Annotated in this window: 11 protein-coding genes; 3 read left to right on the plus strand and 8 right to left on the minus strand. The window is 68.4% G+C overall.

Annotated elements, in window-relative coordinates:
• Positions 1-29 precede the first annotated feature (29 nt).
• From lnt to hisS, 5 genes are all read right to left on the minus strand, one after another.
• Positions 30-1,691 (minus strand): apolipoprotein N-acyltransferase, encoded by a 1,662-nt coding sequence (lnt, locus tag AC07M9_RS13650; protein WP_494884296.1) that lies wholly within the window; start codon positions 1,689-1,691, stop codon positions 30-32.
• A gap of 67 nt (positions 1,692-1,758) precedes the next feature.
• Positions 1,759-2,634 carry a DUF4167 domain-containing protein gene (locus AC07M9_RS13655; protein ID WP_494884297.1) on the minus strand — a complete coding sequence of 292 codons (876 nt, stop codon included), beginning with the start codon at positions 2,632-2,634 and terminating at the stop codon, positions 1,759-1,761.
• Between the two features lie 235 nt (positions 2,635-2,869).
• Entirely contained in the window at positions 2,870-3,715 is an 846-nt protein-coding gene (gene prmC, locus AC07M9_RS13660; RefSeq protein WP_494884298.1) for a peptide chain release factor N(5)-glutamine methyltransferase, read from the minus strand.
• A 54-nt stretch (positions 3,716-3,769) separates the two neighbouring features.
• A complete protein-coding gene (prfA, locus tag AC07M9_RS13665) occupies positions 3,770-4,840 on the minus strand; it encodes a peptide chain release factor 1 (RefSeq protein ID WP_494884299.1) in 1,071 nt (356 codons plus the stop codon).
• 145 nt (positions 4,841-4,985) lie between these two features.
• Positions 4,986-6,230, minus strand: coding sequence for a histidine--tRNA ligase (hisS, locus tag AC07M9_RS13670; RefSeq protein WP_494884300.1), 1,245 nt, complete (start codon positions 6,228-6,230; stop codon positions 4,986-4,988).
• 104 nt (positions 6,231-6,334) lie between these two features.
• Here hisS and AC07M9_RS13675 point away from each other — a divergent pair, with 104 nt between their 5' ends.
• Entirely contained in the window at positions 6,335-8,275 is a 1,941-nt protein-coding gene (locus AC07M9_RS13675; RefSeq protein WP_494884301.1) for a M61 family metallopeptidase, read from the plus strand.
• Between the two features lie 149 nt (positions 8,276-8,424).
• A complete protein-coding gene (ppa, locus tag AC07M9_RS13680; protein ID WP_494884302.1) occupies positions 8,425-8,964 on the plus strand; it encodes an inorganic diphosphatase in 540 nt (179 codons plus the stop codon).
• Positions 8,965-9,229: 265 nt separating this feature from the next.
• Here the strand turns inward: ppa and AC07M9_RS13685 are convergent, their stop codons facing one another.
• The 3 genes from AC07M9_RS13685 to AC07M9_RS13695 form a co-directional block, all read right to left on the minus strand.
• Entirely contained in the window at positions 9,230-9,979 is a 750-nt protein-coding gene (locus AC07M9_RS13685; RefSeq protein ID WP_494884303.1) for an SDR family NAD(P)-dependent oxidoreductase, read from the minus strand.
• Positions 9,980-10,245: 266 nt separating this feature from the next.
• The gene (locus AC07M9_RS13690) at positions 10,246-11,442 is read right to left on the minus strand and encodes an amidohydrolase family protein (protein WP_494884304.1); all 1,197 of its coding nucleotides are present in this window, start codon (positions 11,440-11,442) and stop codon (positions 10,246-10,248) included.
• A 114-nt stretch (positions 11,443-11,556) separates the two neighbouring features.
• Complete coding sequence (locus AC07M9_RS13695) at positions 11,557-12,642, minus strand: helix-turn-helix transcriptional regulator (protein ID WP_494884305.1); 1,086 nt, start codon at positions 12,640-12,642, stop codon at positions 11,557-11,559.
• Between the two features lie 124 nt (positions 12,643-12,766).
• Here AC07M9_RS13695 and AC07M9_RS13700 point away from each other — a divergent pair, with 124 nt between their 5' ends.
• On the plus strand, positions 12,767-13,825 hold the full coding sequence (locus tag AC07M9_RS13700; protein ID WP_494884306.1) for a hypothetical protein: 1,059 nt from the start codon (positions 12,767-12,769) through the stop codon (positions 13,823-13,825).
• The last annotated feature ends 52 nt before the right edge of the window (positions 13,826-13,877 follow it).

Below are 13,877 nucleotides of genomic sequence, written 5' to 3' on the forward strand. Positions count from 1 at the left end.
TATAAAGGAAACTTTATGTGGCGGTCGGTCTAGCCCCGCGGGCGCCTCAGTGCAACCACGCAAAGGCTTGCAAAAAGCAGCAGCGCGGCGATGCCCAGCGGCAGCACGTTGCCATACCGGGCGAAGAGGGTCGGCTCATGCGGTGGCGGGATGCGACCGTCGAGTCGTCCTGCCCGGTGCCATGGCACCAAGGCGCGGACGATGCCGTCGGCATCGACCACCGCGCTGATCCCGGTGGTGGTCGAGCGCAGGACCGGCAGGCCCTCCTCGATCGCGCGGAGGCGGGCCTGGGCGAGATGCTGGGGCGGCCCCCAGCCGCCGAACCAGCCGTCGTTCGAAGGATTGAAGATGTAGTCGGGCCGGTTCCGGCGATCGACGACCTGTCCGCTGAAGACGATCTCGTAGCAGATCTGGATACCCGCCTCGCCGTAGGCGCCGAAGTCGATGGTGCGGGGGCCCGGGCCCGGCCAGAAGTCCAGGCTGCCGGCGACGAAGCGGCTGGCGCCCAGCGGTTCGAGCAGCCAGCGCAGCGGAAGGTACTCGCCGAAAGGCACGAGGTGGGCCTTGGAATAGCCGGCAAGCAGGGCGCCGCCGCCGTCGAGCGCGGTCACCGAGTTGCGGGCGGCGATTTCTTCCCCGTCCTTGATGACGAGGTCGACCGCGCCCGTCAGCAGCAGGCCGTAGGGGCCGATCACCCGGCCGATGCGGCGCCGCGAGACGAGCGGGTCCCCGGCGTAGGTATAGGCGCTGTAGACGTAGTCCGGGTAACCATCGCGCAGGAAGTCGCCGAGCCCCGACTCGGGCCACAGCACCAGCCGGCGATCACCTGCCCGGCGCGGCAGCGAGAGCGTGGCGAGCTTGCGGAAGTTGGGCTCGAAATGACGCGGATCGTCGATCACCTCCTGCCGCAGGTCCGGCTGCACGAGAGTATAGGGAATGGCGCCCTGCGTCGCCTGCGGGCCCGGCGCGTACATGACCAGCCCCAGCGCGGCCGCAACGGCGACGACGGGCAATGCCCAGAGCGCCCGCGCCTTGCCTTGGCTCAGCCCCGCCGCCCTGGCGAAGACCCCGGGCAGGCCCGCCAGCAGGACGAGGATGCCGGATAACCCATAGGTCCCGATCCACGGCGTCAGCAGCGCGAGCCCCCGGCTGTCGAACGGACCCAGCAGCGCCACGCCCATGGGATTCCACGGAAAGCCGGTGAACAGCCAGCCACGCGTCCACTCGGCGAGGATCCAGGCTCCTGCCAGGGCGAACACCAGCGGCGCAAAGGCGCGAGGGCCGGTGTCACGATCGGGACGGGCGAGCAGCCAGGCGGCCAGCAGCGCCACGGCCGGGAACAGCGCCAGGTACAGCGCCAGCAGCACGACCGCGATCATGCCGAGCCATGCGGGCATCTCGGCCTGGTAGGTGAAGGCCGTGGCGATCCAGTTGTTGCCGAGCGTGAAGTGACCGAGGCCGAAGCACCAGCCGAGCGCGAAGACCTGCCGGCCGGTGCGGGCCCGCACCGCGAGTTCGAGCAGCCACGCAACACCGATCAACGTCAGCGGCCAGAGCGCGAGGGGCTGGAAGCCGCAGGCGGCCACGGCGCCGGCGACGGTCGCCGCCAGGGCGCGGCCACGAGGCCGTGCGGGGACGAGCGCGAGGCTCAGGGTTCGGGGGGTGGGCGAAGCGCGCCGATCGGACTGCATCGCCTTGGGCTTGTAAGCCCGGTCCGGCGCGGCGCAAGTCCAGTTGCGCCGCGCCGGATGTCAGGGATCAGCCGTTCACGGCTTCGGGCGTGGCGCCCGCATCGTCGGCTGCAGGCTTGCGGGCACGGCGGCGACGGGGCTTTTCCTCGCCGGCGGGTTCGGCCGAAGCCTCCGGTGCTTCCGAGGTCTGCTCGGCAGGCGCCGGGGCGGCCTTGGGCTTGCGGGCGGGCCGGGCGGAAATCGCGGGCGGAAGCACGGCGGCGTCGAAGTTGCCGCCCCGCTCGTCCGAAACATCCTGCGAGGATGCGTCGGGCTGGCTTGCGCGAGCGTCTTCGTCGCGCGCAGGGCGCGGCTTGCGCTGCTTCAGGCCGCGGCCCGGACCGCGGTTGTCCCGCACGAAGGGATTCTCGGGCGGTTCGTAGACCGCACCGGGAGCCTGGCCGACAACCTGCGCGACCTCTTCCGCAGCCGCCTCGACGGGCGCCTCGGGCGCCGCTTCGACACGCGGTTCGCGCTCGTAGCGATCCTGGCGCTGTTCGCGCTGCTCGCGGGGCTCACGGTCCTGGCGCGGGCCACGATCGGCGTGACTGGCCGGCATCGAGGGCGTCTCGCCATAGGGATCGTACTCGGCCGCGGCGAAATCGTCGCCATATTCCGACGGCCGGTCATCCCGGCGCGGCTGGCGCGAATCGTCCTGCCGCTGCTTCTGGTCAGCGATGACGCGGAAGTAGTGATCAGCGAACTGGAGGTTGTATTCCTCCGTCACCCGGTCACCGTTCAGATGGGCGTCATGGGCCAGCTTCCGGTACTTCTCGAGCATCTGCGGCGCGTTGCCGCGTGCCCTGCTGTCGATCCGGTTGGTCTGCTGGCCGCCGCCCTGCTGGCGATTGTTGTTACCGCGGCCACGCCGGCGGTTGTTGTTGTTACCGCGATTGTTATTCAAGGATGATTTTCCTCAAAACCCTTAGCATCGACCTGAGCCCCAAGGGCCGGTCTGCCGAACGTGATATGATCCCGGCTGGCCCCCGGCTGCCGCGAGTTCCCCATTTGCCCTGCCGTGGCGCTTAAACCACGAACGCTTGCAAATAGTGGAGGCGAACCGGGTATGGGAAAACATCGTCCATAAGCCGGTTCGCTTCAATCTCTAGGCATTGTACCGGCGAATTCCAAGCAAAAACTTACCGCTCCTGCAGGTTACCCACCGAAAAAGCGACGACCCGAGCGCGTCCGGCAAGGTCGCGGTGGAGCTGCGCGGTCAATCCGCAGGCCGCGCCGATCGCGCCGACCGCCTCCGCCTGCGCATGCCCTATCTCCACCAGCGCGACACCGCCGGGGGCCAGCAGGCCGGAAAGCTGGGGCACCAGCACCCGGTAGTCGTCGAGCCCCTCGGGCCCCGAAAACAGCGCGCCGGCAGGCTCGAAGGCGTGGACCGAGGTTTCGAGGACAGCGCCATCCTCGACGTAAGGCGGGTTGGCGAGGACGAGGTCGAAGGGGCCGCCGAGACCCTCGCTCCAGCCGGGCGCATGCCAGTCGGCGACGCGCATTTCGGCGCGGCCGGCGAGATCGAGCGCCCGCGCGTTGGCCGATGCGACGGCGAGTGCGCCGGACGAGCGGTCGATGCCCAGCCCGCGCGCATCCGGCAGGTTCGCCAGCACCGCCAGCAGCAGGGCGCCCGAGCCGGTGCCGCAGTCAAGCACGCTTCGGGCGTCCGGGCGGGCAGCGAGAGCGGCTTCGACCAGCGTTTCCGAATCGCCCCGCGGGATCAGCACGTCGGGGCCGACGATGAAGGGCAGGCCGAAGAATTCCTGGCGACCGGTGATGTAGGCCACCGGCTCGCTGGCCGCACGGCGTTCGACCAAGGGCGCGAAGCTATCGGGCGCGGGATCGCGCATGTGGCGCAGCAGCAGCGCCGAGCGGTCGACGCCCAGCGCACGGGCCATCAGCACTTCGGCGTCGAGCCGGGCGGTGTCGCTGGTGGGGGCAAGGCGCCGGGCGGCATCGCGGATGGCTTCGGAAATCAGCACGCCAGCCCCGTTCGTGCCGCGCGAACGGGCGGTGTCTGCGGCCGGGGGAAGGGCTCAGCCATCCATAGCCGCGAGGCGCTTGGCCTCGTCCTCGGCGATGAGCGAATCGACCAGTTCGGCAAGGCCCGGCCCCTCGAGGATCTCGGGCAGGCGGTGGAGCGTCAGGTTGATGCGGTGGTCAGTGACGCGCCCTTGCGGGAAGTTGTAGGTGCGGATGCGCTCGGAGCGGTCGCCCGAACCGACCATCGCCTTTCGCGCCTCGGCCTCGGCGCCCTGCGCCTCGTCGCGCATCTTCTCGTAGAGACGCGCGCGCAGGACCTGCATGGCCTTCGCCTTGTTCTTGTGCTGGCTGCGCTCGTCCTGACAGATCACCACGAGGCCCGAGGGCAGGTGGGTGATGCGCACCGCCGAATCGGTGGTGTTGACGTGCTGGCCGCCAGCGCCGCTCGCCCGGTAGATGTCGATCTTGAGGTCCTTGTCCTCGACCTGCACGTCTACCTCGGTCGGTTCGGGCAGCACCGCGACGGTCGCGGCGGAGGTGTGGATCCGCCCGCCGCTCTCGGTCACCGGCACGCGCTGGACGCGGTGGACGCCGCTTTCGAACTTGAGCTTGGCAAACACGCCCGAGCCCGAGATATTGGCGACAACTTCCTTGAAGCCCCCCACGTCGCTGGCGTTGGCGCTGACCATCTCGACCCGCCAGCCCTGTTCGGCGGCGTATTTCTCGTACATGCGGTAGAGGTCGGCGGCGAACAGCGCGGCCTCGTCGCCGCCGGTGCCGGCGCGGATTTCGAGCATCGCCGGGCGCACGTCGGCCGCATCACGCGGGAGCATGGAGACGGCGAGGCGGCGCTCGGCATCAGGCAGCTCGGTCTTGAGGCGCTGCACTTCCTCGGCGGCGAGCGCGCGCATCTCGGGGTCGGGGTCTTCGAGCTTCTGGAGCAGTTCGAGTTCGCCGCGCATCGAGGCGACGTCGGCCGCGACGCGCGCCACCGGCTCCAGCTCGGCATAGTCGCGGCTGGCGGCGACGAAGGCATCACCCTCCAGCGTGCCCGAGGCGAGCCGCGCTTCGAGTTCGGCCAGGCGCGCGGCCATCTGCGCGAGGCGGGCGTCGGATATCGCCATCAGGCCCTTCCCCCGACATGGTCAGGGTGACGACGGATGTAGGTCATGCCGTCGGCCGTCGCCAAGCCAAACTCTCTCGTCATCCCCGCCTTCGCGGGGGCGACGGGGTTGGCGGTCCGGCAAGGACGGGATGACAGGTTCGAGCTCACGGGTGGATCGACACCAGCACCTGCTCGACCGCCAGGCGTGCGGGCGTGGTGTCGCCGGCACGCAGGTTGGCGGTGGGCACGCCGTCCTTCACGACGAACGAGACGAGCACCTTGGCGCCCAGCTTCACGGCCTTGTCGAAGCGCTTGCGGGGGCTGCCTGTGGCGATCATCTCGGCGTCGATGCCCTGATGGCGCAGTGCGGTCAGCGCCTTGAGCGCGAAGGAAAGTGCCGCATCGTCCTCAACCGCGAGGATCGCGGTGAGCGGAGTTTCCGCCGCGCCGCCGGCATCGGCGACCAGCATCGCCAGCCGCTCGATCCCCGCCGCCCAGCCGACTGCAGGGGTCTCGGGACCACCGAGCGCGACCATCAGGCCGTCATACCGGCCGCCGCCGAGCACGGTGCCCTGTGCGCCCAGACGGTCTGTCACAAATTCGAAAGCCGTGTGCCTGTAGTAGTCCAGCCCGCGCACAAGGGCCGGGGCGCGGACGAAGTCCACCGAGGCCGCCTCGAGCCCTTGTGTCACCGCGCCGAAGAAGTCCTGCGCCTCGCCCGAGAGGAAGTCGTCGATCCTGGGCGCGTCGGCGGTGAAGGGCTTGTCGCGCGGGTCCTTGGAATCGAGGATGCGCAGCGGGTTGCGCTCCAGACGGTCCTGCGAATCCTCGCTCAGCGCATCCCTGTGATCGCGGAAGTATTCCACCAGCGCGGCGCGCCAGGCATCGCGGCTGGCGCCGTCGCCCAGCGTATTGAGCTGCAATGTCACGCCATCCGAAATGCCCAGTTCCTTGAGCAGCTGGTCGGCCATGACCAGCAGTTCCACGTCGGCCATCGGCTCGGGCGCGCCGATCACTTCGGCGTCGATCTGGTGGAACTGGCGGTAGCGACCCTTCTGCGGGCGCTCGTAGCGGAACAGCGGACCGTGGGTGGCGACCTTGAGCGGGGCGAACTGCTTCCAGCCGTCGGTCAGGTAGGCTCGGGCGATGCCGGCGGTGAACTCGGGCCGCAGGGTCAGCGATTCGCCGCCGCGGTCCTCGAACGAGTACATTTCCTTGGAGACCACGTCGGTCGTCTCGCCCAGCGAGCGCGAGAACACGGCGGTCTTTTCGAACACCGGCATCTCGACCCGGCGGAAGCGATAGAGGCGGCGCACGCGCTCGAACGTCTCGACGACGTGGGCGAAAGCTTCAGCCTCTGCACCGAAGATATCCTGGGTTCCGCGAATGGCCTGTGGCGTAGTGTTCATGACGCGCGCGCTTAGCCCCAACGCGCCGCTGGGGGAAGTGGTAGCGGGGGAAATGGATCTTTCGATAGTTGCCAAACCCGATTCCAGACGCAATGGATTGCGTAATGATCTATCGGTTCGCGACTACCACGCTCCTCGCCTCCCTGTTCCTGTCGACCGCCGCACCGGCACAGGACGCTACCCGCAGCACTCCCATGGCGCCCCCGCTGCCACCGGCGATCGCGGCTGCGCGCGACGTGCCTTACGCCGGCACGATCGCGCTCGCCATCGACGCCAGCGACATCGATCGCGGCGTCTACCGCGTTACGCAGACATTCCCGGTGGCGGCGGGCACGACCTCGCTGACGCTGCTGCAGGCCGGTTGGCTGCCCGGTAACCACTCCGAAACCGGCCCTTACGCGTTGCTCGCCCAGATCCACTTCTTCGCCGACGGCAAGGAGATTCCCTGGGTGCGCGACACGGTGGCGGTCAATGCCTTCCACCTCGCGCTGCCCGAAGGCACCAGGACGGTCACCGCGAAGTTCGTCCATACCTCGCCGCTGCAGACCAGCGAGGGCCGCGTGACGATGACCCGCGAGATGCTCAACCTCCAGTGGGAGAAGATGAGCCTCTACCCCGCCGGTTACTACACCCGTGGCATCGTCATGAAGCCCACGGTGACTTTCCCCAAGGGATGGAGCGTCTACACCGCGCTCGACGGCACGGTGCGATCGGGCGACAAGGTGACCTGGAACGCGATCGACTTCGAGCGGCTGGTCGATTCGCCGATCTTCGCCGGCGTTCACGCGCAGCGCTTCGACCTCGGTCAGGGCGTCTCGATGGACGTCGTCGCCGACGAGGCCGAAATGCTGGCGATCAAGCCCGAGCATCTGCAGACCTATCGCAATCTCGTCACCGAATCGCTCGCAACCTTCGGCGCCAGGCATTTCGACCACTACGATTTCCTGCTGGCACTGACCGACCGCATGGGCGGCATCGGCCTCGAGCATCATCGCTCGAGCGAAAACCAGATGGAGCCCAAGGTCTGGACCAAGTGGGACGACATGGACTGGGATCGCAACGTGATCCCGCACGAGTTCGTCCATAGCTGGAACGGCAAGTTCCGCCGCGGCGCCGATGCCTGGACGCCGGACTACCAGCAGCCGATGCAGAACACGCTGCTGTGGATGTACGAGGGCCAGACCCAGTTCTGGGGCTACGTCCTCGCGGCCCGCTCCGGGGTACAGACGCGCGACACCATCCTCGGCTCTTTCGCCAGTGCCGCCGCCAAGTACGTCGAAGGTACGCCCGGCCGTGGCTGGCGCTCGGTCGAGGACACCGTCAACGCGCCGCAGCTCAACCGCCGCAAGCCGCTGCCCTATTCCTCGCTCACCCGCGGCGAGGACTACTACGTCGAAGGAGCGCTGACCTGGCTCGAGGCGGACCAGATCATCCGCCAGGGCACTGCCGGCAAGAAGGGCCTCGACGATTTCGCCCGGGCGTTCTTTGGCGTGCGCGACGGCGACTGGGGCGAGCTGACCTACGACTTCGACGAGATCGTGGCGACGCTGAACGGCATCTATGCCTACGACTGGGCCAGCTTCCTGCGCACCCGCCTCTACGCGACGGGGCAACCCGCGCCGCTCAAGGGCATCGAGATGGGCGGCTACAAGCTGGTCTGGAAGGACAAGCAGAACGCCTACGACAAGGGCGTCGCGGAATCGCGCAAGAACGTAGATCTCACGTACTCGCTGGGCATGACGCTCAACAAGGACGGCGAAGTCACCGCAACGCTGTGGGACGGCCCCGCCTACGACGCCGGGATCGTCAACACGGTCAAGGTCACTGCCGTCAACGGGATCGCCTACTCCGAGGACGTCATCAAGGACGCGATCACCGCTGCCAGGTCCTCGAAGGCACCGATCGCGCTGCTCGTGCGGCGGGACGACCGCTACCAGACGATCTCGATCGACTACCACGGCGGCCTTCGCTATCCGGCGCTGGAAAGCACCACGCCAGGCAAGACCAACGGACTGGATCGACTCCTGACCTCCCGCAAAAACTAAAAGGGAAAATCGGGAGCCGGACGCCCCCACCCAACTCAATTACGTTCATTCCAATAGGCTGTTGCAGTGCAATAGTTGCGCCGCTAAGTCCGGCCGCATCGAGATCCAACCGGTGCGACTTCGCCGTGCCAGTTAAAGTAAGGACCGTTATGCGCATCGACATGATTCCCGTTGGCGACAATGTGCCAGAGAGCCTGAACGTCATCATCGAAGTTCCCGTCGGCGGTGAGCCGGTCAAGTACGAGTTCGACAAGGCGTCGGGTGCTCTGTTCGTCGATCGCATCCTCCACACGCCGATGCGCTACCCGGCTAACTACGGTTTCGTGCCGCACACCCTCTCGCCCGACGGTGACCCGCTCGACGCGCTCGTCGTCGCCCGCTCGCCGTTCATTCCGGGCTGCGTCGTCAAGGTGCGCCCGATCGCCGTCCTCAACCTGGAAGACGAGCACGGCGGCGACGAGAAGCTGCTCTGCGTGCCGATCAACTCGACCTTCCCGTACTATTCGCACGTGCAGGAGAAGGAAGACCTGCCCGACATCGTCTACCAGCAGGTCGAGCACTTCTTCACCCACTACAAGGACCTGGAAAAGGAAAAGTGGGTTCGCGTCGGCACCTGGGGCAACGCCGCAGACGCACGCCGCATAGTGATCGAAGCCATCGAGCGTTACGAGGCCGACAAGAAGGCCTGATCGTCGGGTCGCGACGATTTCCACGCCCCATGTGGATCGGGGCCGGCAGCGCAAGTTGCCGGCCCCTTTGTGATTCTGGAACTGCGAGTATCTGGTGTGGCCGGGCGGCGGCCTCAGCCCCCGGATGGAAAAATCCGTCGCCGCCGCGAAGGCCGGGGCCACGCTTACTCTGCGCGCGGCGCCAGAAGAACAAGCGGGACCACCGCCTTCGCGGGGATGACCGGGGGCAACGGGCCGGCTGTAGCGCCTGGGCGCAGCCTCTCGTTCAGCTCACCACGCGGCCGCCGTTGACGCCGATGGTCTGGCCGGTGACGTAGCCAGAGGCCTCGTGGCACAGCCAGGCGCAGGCGTTGGCGATGTCGGCGGGCTCGCCCATGCGGCGCACCGGGATGGTCTGGGTCAGCACTTCGGTGGGAATCTGGAAACGCTCGCGGTTGGCTTCCGACATGATCGTGCCCATCACCGAGCCGGGCGGGATGTTGTTGACGGTGATGCCGTAGGGCCCGAACTCCTGCGCCATCGAGCGCGTCATGGTCACCACCGCGCCCTTCGACGAGGAATAGCAGATCATGTTGATCGCCCCGGTCTGCGCCGAGGAGGACGAGACGTTGACGATACGCCCCCAGCCGGCGTCCTTCATGTCCTTGAGCACCAGCTGCGTCATCACCATCGGCCCGCGCACGTTGATCGCATAGATCAGGTCCCAGCGCTCGTCGGTCAACTCCTCGAACGGGGTGAAGTCGGTGACACCGGCGTTGTTCACCAGGATAGAGATCGGGCCGAGCGCGTCGCGGGCCCTGGCGACGGCGGCTGCTGCCTGCTCGCGGTTGGAGATGTCGGCGCCCAGCGCGATCGCGGTGCCGCCCGCGTCCTTGATCGTCTGCACCGTCTCCGCGCAGCGCGCCTCGTCGAGGTCGAGCACGCCGACCGCGACGCCGTCCTGCGCCAGCCGCTTCGAACAGGCGGCGCCGATGCCGGCGGCGGCGCCGGTGACGATGGCAACTCTGTAGGTCATGATGGTCTCTCCCGGGGATGCTTTGGCGCAGGCTTACCGACAATTGCCGCGGGCAGAAGCGGGTCCGCCCCCGTGCGGCGCAAAACCGCCCGGGCGACGCTTCGCCCCCATAGCGCACGTCTCATGTGCCATTCCCACGTCCCCTCCCCCGTCGTCCCCGCGCAGGCGGGGACGACGCTTCTTTTTGCGGGCGTGGCGCCAGGAAGGGAGCGGGCCCCGCCTGCGCGGGGCGACGGGGTGTTTGCAGGCCGGTGCTTTCGTGAAACTCACACCTCGATGCGGTAGAGCTTCGCCGCGTTCCCCCCCAGCACCTTAACCTTCTCCTCGTGCGTCAGGTCGCCCATGCGGCCCTCGAGGTTCTCGATCGGATAGAGCCCGGTGGGATGCGGGAAGTCGGTCTCGAACAGCACGTTGTCGACGCCGACCTTGCGGACCATGTCGGCGGCGTTCTGGCCGGTCTCAAACCAGAAGCAGGCGTAGAAGTTGCTCTGGAAATACTCGGAGGGCTTTTTCTCGAAGCTACGCCCTTCCGCGATCTCGACGAGCTGGTAGTCGAGCGCTTCCATCATGAACGGCACCCAGCCGATCCCACTTTCCACCGAGACGAACTTGAGCTTGCGGAAGCGGTCGAGCAGGCCCGAGTAGATCAGGTTCGCCACCACCTTGCCGTTGTTGAAGAACAGCATCGCCCCCGAAATCCCCGAGCGCAGGTCGCGGGTGAGCGAGGGCCAGCCCTGCTGACCCATCCAGTCGATCGAGGTTTCCGACGCGCCGATGTGGAAGTTCACCGGCATCTCCAGGCCCTCGCAGGCTTCCCACAGCGGATACCAGTGCTCGTGCGCGAGGTCGGGAATCTTCCCGCCATCCAGCGCGACGAGGTGGGGGTCCGAATTGATGTTGATGCCGCGCAGGCCCATCGCCGCGCAGCGCTCGGTCTCCCTGATGGACAGCCCCACGTCCCACCACGGCAGCAGCGCCATCGGGAAGAAGCGGCCGTTCGATTCGGCCTGCATCTCGGCCACCGCGTCGTTGTAGATCTGCACGCAGGCGAGGCGCAGGTCGGCATCGACATGCGCCGCCGCCTGCCCGCCGAAACCGAGGATATTGGGGTAGACGATCTGCGCGAAGATCCCGCACTCGTCCATGACCTGCAGCCGTTCCCTGAGCGACGATGACCCGACATGAACGTCCTCGAACTGCAGCTTGAGGAACTCGTCGAGCACGCGGACCTTGCCGCCGTCCTTGAGGATCGCGCTGTTGGGGTGGGCGCCGGTGCCGATCGACTTGTCGCCGTCGATCACCCAGCAGCGCTGGCCGTTCAGCATCTTCACCTGCGGCACCCGGTCGCGGATCGAGGCGGGCGCGCGGCGCGTCCACATGTCGTGCGGTTCGGTGAGGTGCGTATCGGCGTCGATGACCTTGTAGCGGGTCTCGGCATGCCTCTCGAGGGCGGCGGTGGCCATGGTGCTCTCCCGTGCTTTTGTTTCGTTGCGTCATGGGTCGCGTAAGTCGGGGGCGGAGAGAAGCCCCGCGCCTCCATGCGCTTTGACCGATCGTCCAGCGCCGTGCCTTGCCCCTCAGTCCCGCCGTCCCGGGGTGATGAAGACATGGCCCGGAGGGAGACGGTCGCCGGCCGACGCACCTTCGGGCGCCGCGACCTCGCGCGGCACGGTGCGGCTGCGCGCCCCGCCCAGCATCGCCCGGAAGGCCGGGACCGCTTCCGCCTCGGCCCTCGCCGCACGCGCTTCCTCGCGCATCTGGCTGGGCGTCACGCCGAAGTGGCGACTGAAGCGGCGGCTGAACGCGGCCTCCGAGCCATAGCCCGCGAGCTCGCTGATCTCGGCGATCTTCATCCGCCCCTGCCGCAGCAGCATCACCGCGTGCTCCATCCGGGCCTGCGCCACCACCTCCATCGGTGCCTTGCCGATCCCGGCGGAAAAATGCGCGGCGAAGTTCGAACGCCCCATGCCCACCGCGCGGGCGAGCGATTCGACCGTCCAGGGATGTGCCGGGCTCGCCGCGATCAGTTGCATGGCTTCCTCCACCGGGTCGCGCTTCTCGCTGGCGAGGATGCGGCGGCAGGCGGGGTCGGCGCGGAGCGTGGCGACGAGCAGCACCTCGGCGATACGGGTCAGCAGCGCGGTCGATCCGGCGCCCATCCCCGCCAGCGCCAGCGCGTCTGCCTGCAGCAGGCCCGGCGCTCCTCGCAGCAGTGCCGGCAGCGAGGAGCGCACCACTTCGCCCGGCCAAGTCGCGCGAAGCCGGGCGCTGAGCACCCTTGCGCCGATGCGGTCGGGCTCGCCGAACGCCAGCGTCGGCGGCACGTCGTGCTCGCTCTCGCGGCGCAGGAAGTCATGGGGCTGAGCGGCGGCCCCCGCTGCCGTACGCAGGGCGTGGGCCTCGCCCGAAAGCACCAGCGCCACGTCGCCCTGTCCGAGATGCGCCATCGCCCCGCCCGCGCAGGCGAGGCGCAGGGTGCCGTGGATCACCGCGTGGACGAAGACCGCATCGCCCGGAGCCACCGCGCAGCCGGCATGGCCGCCGAAGTCGCCGTAGCACCACGTCCGTCCGGCGAGGCGCAGGTCTCCCAGCAGTTCGGACAGGCCGCGCCGCGCATTCGGCGATCCTTCCGTCAGGGTCCTCGTCTCGGACTGGCCGGGCATGGCTGGCGGTCCTCTCTCGCTGCCGATCCTCGGGACGATCGGTCTATGCGGTGGACAATATGCCATTGCCCCGCGCGGTCAATCAGGGTGACAAGACATGCGGACGGGACAAGGAAGGAAGCGCGTGCGACAGCTCGAAGTCGGCGTCGATGTCAGCGATGCGGTGGGGCTGGGCGTGGCGGCACGGGTCTCGGCCACGGTGGTCCTGCCCGAGCCCGCCGCCCTGCCCGACCGTCCGGTCATCTGCGTCGCCATGCCCAGCAGCAGCTATGCGCGCGGGTACTATACCTGCGACCTCCCGGGCGCGGGAAGCGGAGCGCAGGGCGCCTACCATGCGCAGCGGGGCTGGATCTTCGTGGCGCTCGATTGGCTGGGCTGCGACGGTTCCAGCGGGATCGACCCCGAGGATCTCGGCTATGCGGTGCTCACCGCCGCCGCCCACGCCGCGCAGGCGGAGATCGTTCTGCGCCTCGCCAACGGTGTATTAGCGCCGGGTTATCCCCCCATTAGCGGCGCCTGCGTGATCGGCATCGGCCAGTCGCTCGGCGGGGCGCTGCTGATCTGCCAGCAGGCCCGGCACGGCAGTTTCGACGGGATCGCCGTGCTGGGTTTCAGCGCGGTCCACGCGCACCCCGCGACGCCGCCCGGCGGCACGCCGGTGGTGGTCGCGTGGTATCCGCGCGACGCACGGCTCTCAGAGTGCCGCGAGCCGCTCAACGCCGCCGCACTGGCGGCCGTGCAAGGCGCACCCGCCCAGGCCGCGTGGGAGGCCCTGGCCTGGGGTTTCCACTACGACGACGTGCCGGTCGAGGTCGTCGAGCAGGACCTCGCCCACTACGAAGGCATTGCGCGCGGGGGCGACCCCGATGCGCCTTCCCCGCCGTGGTACGCCCGCCGCACTCCCCAGCGCGCCGCCCGTTCGACGCTGACGCCCGGCGTCGTCGCTCCCGAAGCCGCCGCGATCACGGTGCCGGTCCTGTGCGCGATGGGCGTGCGCGACCTCGTGCCCGACCCCCGCGGCGAGCCGCGCGCCTATGCCTCCGCCCCCAGCGTCGACCTGTTCGTCTGCCCGCGCATGGGGCACGTCCACAACATGGCCGGCACCCGCGCGCTGCTGTGGGAGCGCATACATCTGTTCGGGGCGTGGTGCAGCGGCGTGAAAACCGCCGGGCCGCTGCTCTAACGCATCGACAGCGGCCCCCGCACACCCTACCTTGTGTCCACCAGGTCACATA

Source organism: Novosphingobium sp. GW821-FHT09E05, assembly GCF_059416165.1.

Excerpts from the sequence above, each read along its gene's own strand:
- lnt (WP_494884296.1), bottom strand. The coding sequence starts at position 1,691 with ATGCAGTCCGATCGGCGCGCTTCGCCCACCCCCCGAACCCTGAGCCTC.
- prfA (WP_494884299.1), bottom strand. The coding sequence starts at position 4,840 with ATGGCGATATCCGACGCCCGCCTCGCGCAGATGGCCGCGCGCCTGGCC.
- hisS (WP_494884300.1), bottom strand. The coding sequence starts at position 6,230 with ATGAACACTACGCCACAGGCCATTCGCGGAACCCAGGATATCTTCGGT.
- AC07M9_RS13675 (WP_494884301.1), top strand. The coding sequence starts at position 6,335 with ATGATCTATCGGTTCGCGACTACCACGCTCCTCGCCTCCCTGTTCCTG.
- ppa (WP_494884302.1), top strand. The coding sequence starts at position 8,425 with ATGCGCATCGACATGATTCCCGTTGGCGACAATGTGCCAGAGAGCCTG.
- AC07M9_RS13685 (WP_494884303.1), bottom strand. The coding sequence starts at position 9,979 with ATGACCTACAGAGTTGCCATCGTCACCGGCGCCGCCGCCGGCATCGGC.
- AC07M9_RS13690 (WP_494884304.1), bottom strand. The coding sequence starts at position 11,442 with ATGGCCACCGCCGCCCTCGAGAGGCATGCCGAGACCCGCTACAAGGTC.
- AC07M9_RS13695 (WP_494884305.1), bottom strand. The coding sequence starts at position 12,642 with ATGCCCGGCCAGTCCGAGACGAGGACCCTGACGGAAGGATCGCCGAAT.